Origin of the sequence: Agrobacterium larrymoorei, from assembly GCF_037722385.1 — a bacterium.
Lineage (GTDB): Bacteria > Pseudomonadota > Alphaproteobacteria > Rhizobiales > Rhizobiaceae > Agrobacterium > Agrobacterium larrymoorei_C.
On the sequence record NZ_JBBKAQ010000005.1, the window covers coordinates 1 to 1791 of the forward strand.

The 1791-nt window shown below is 52.5% G+C and carries 2 protein-coding genes; one reads left to right on the top strand and one right to left on the bottom strand.

Going from position 1 to position 1791, the window contains the following annotated elements; genetic code table 11:
- The coding region (locus tag WKI41_RS09670; protein ID WP_340193277.1) for an endonuclease/exonuclease/phosphatase family protein at positions 1–347 on the top strand (347 nt) is incomplete at its 5' end.
- 92 nt (positions 348–439) lie between these two features.
- Here WKI41_RS09670 and WKI41_RS09675 read toward each other — a convergent pair.
- On the bottom strand, positions 440–1480 hold the full coding sequence (locus WKI41_RS09675; protein WP_340193278.1) for a glycosyltransferase family 4 protein: 1041 nt from the start codon (positions 1478–1480) through the stop codon (positions 440–442).
- Positions 1481–1791: the final 311 nt, after the last annotated feature.

Here is a 1791-nt window from a genome sequence, read left to right on the forward strand (position 1 = left end):
CAGGTATACACACAACAAAACCCTACTTCGATGATTTTCAAAGCCTTGAACTCCACAACGCGGCTGGAGTGATCCGAACGCAGATGACAGGGCCGCTGGCTCTTTCAGGTGACTTCAATGCATCTAGCCTAGCACCGAATATGCAAGACTTCCTCAAGACGACAGGCCTGCGAACCGCGGTATGGGAGCCGGCAACATGGCCGATTGCGGCAGGCATATTTGGACTGCCCGTTGATCACATTTACGCGCGGCCACCTTTGAAGATCATTTCATTGAAACGACTGCCCGACGCCTATGGCTCCAACTACTACGGTCTGACGGCTGACATCGCAATTGGCGAGTCCTAGGCGAAGAAACAGTGCGCGCTGGCTTGCAAGAAGGCCGCATAATGATCTGACCTGATGAAATCACACCATCACTGGGCCAACTCGAAAGCAACTCAAGAATGCATATCAGATCCGGCAACATCGCTTACAATTTGCCAAACCTTTTCAGCGGAGTTGTTCCAATCAAAGTCTGCAAGTCTCTTTCGCCCATCCTCTATCAGTTTTTCACGAAGAGTCTCGTCGGATGTGATGCGATCTAGACCTTGCCTGATCTCCTCCACCGATTCCGGATCGACCAGAAGCGCCCCACCTCCCGCGACTTCTGGCATCGCCGTTACGGTTGAGGTCAAAACGGGGACGCCGCACGCAAATGCTTCGATGATTGGAAGACCAAATCCTTCAAAAAGAGAAACATAAGCGACTGCCAACGCACCTCGATAGAATGATGGAATTTCGTCGGAAGGCAATCTGCCGGTGAATACCAGATGTTCCTGGACTGATAGTCGATCGGCAAGCGTAGCCAGCTCTTCGTTGCGATTTCCGGTCAGCACAAGCTTAATACCACGAGCAGGCAATGACGATCCAGCATAGGCGCGGATCAGACGCTCCAAATTTTTATATGAGCGATGGTTCCCACCGTAAAAAACATAAGGATATCCCGGTTTGTGCTGCTCTCCCGCTGCAGTAAAACAGGCTTCGCAACCGTTATATACCAGATGAACCTTATCTTCCGGCATACCGGACCAATCAAGGAATTCCTGCCGGGTGAACTCGGAAACACAGATAATGGCGCTGCATCGTCTGTAGAGAGGCTTGTAGACAAAGTCGTAATAGGCCCTCTTGGCAGCACCATAAAAGCGGCGATGAGTGAGGTCGTGTACAATAACCACGGAAGGTAGGCGCGAGAACAGTGGCGGAACGAAACCCGCACTGAAAAACAAGCCTTTTCGGCCGTGTTGGGAGAGCGCTTTGCTGATTGACAGCGGCGACACCGGCGATCCAATACGTCCCCGCACGCCCAGATCAACGAGTCGCATGCCTTTCGGCAGGCGCGCCTCAAGTTCGGTCTGCACCTTGCCTATTCCAGTTTCGGTCGGCCATCGACGATCAGCCAAGATAGTGATGGATTTGCCATCGGTGTCGTCAGAAAGCATGCGCTTTTCCTTTAATCATTCGCTGTCGTGAGGCCTTGCCTACGCGAGTAGGTAGGCGCTTGCCAGTAAGCGCTCCAAGAGACCTGAACAAAAAACTGTTGTCGATACGTTGAGGGCATTTGCCACCATCAGAGACAAGAACAGCACGAAATGGATTCAAGATAGCTTGTCAGCCCATCCCCGAAGGCGCTCCAGAAATGCGCTCCCCCGGTAACGGGCTTGGCCGGTTTGTCCCTTGGCAAGTGAAGCGGCAGCACCAATCAGTGGTCTGCCCGCCATATAGAGGACAAACCATAAGGGATATCCCTCCA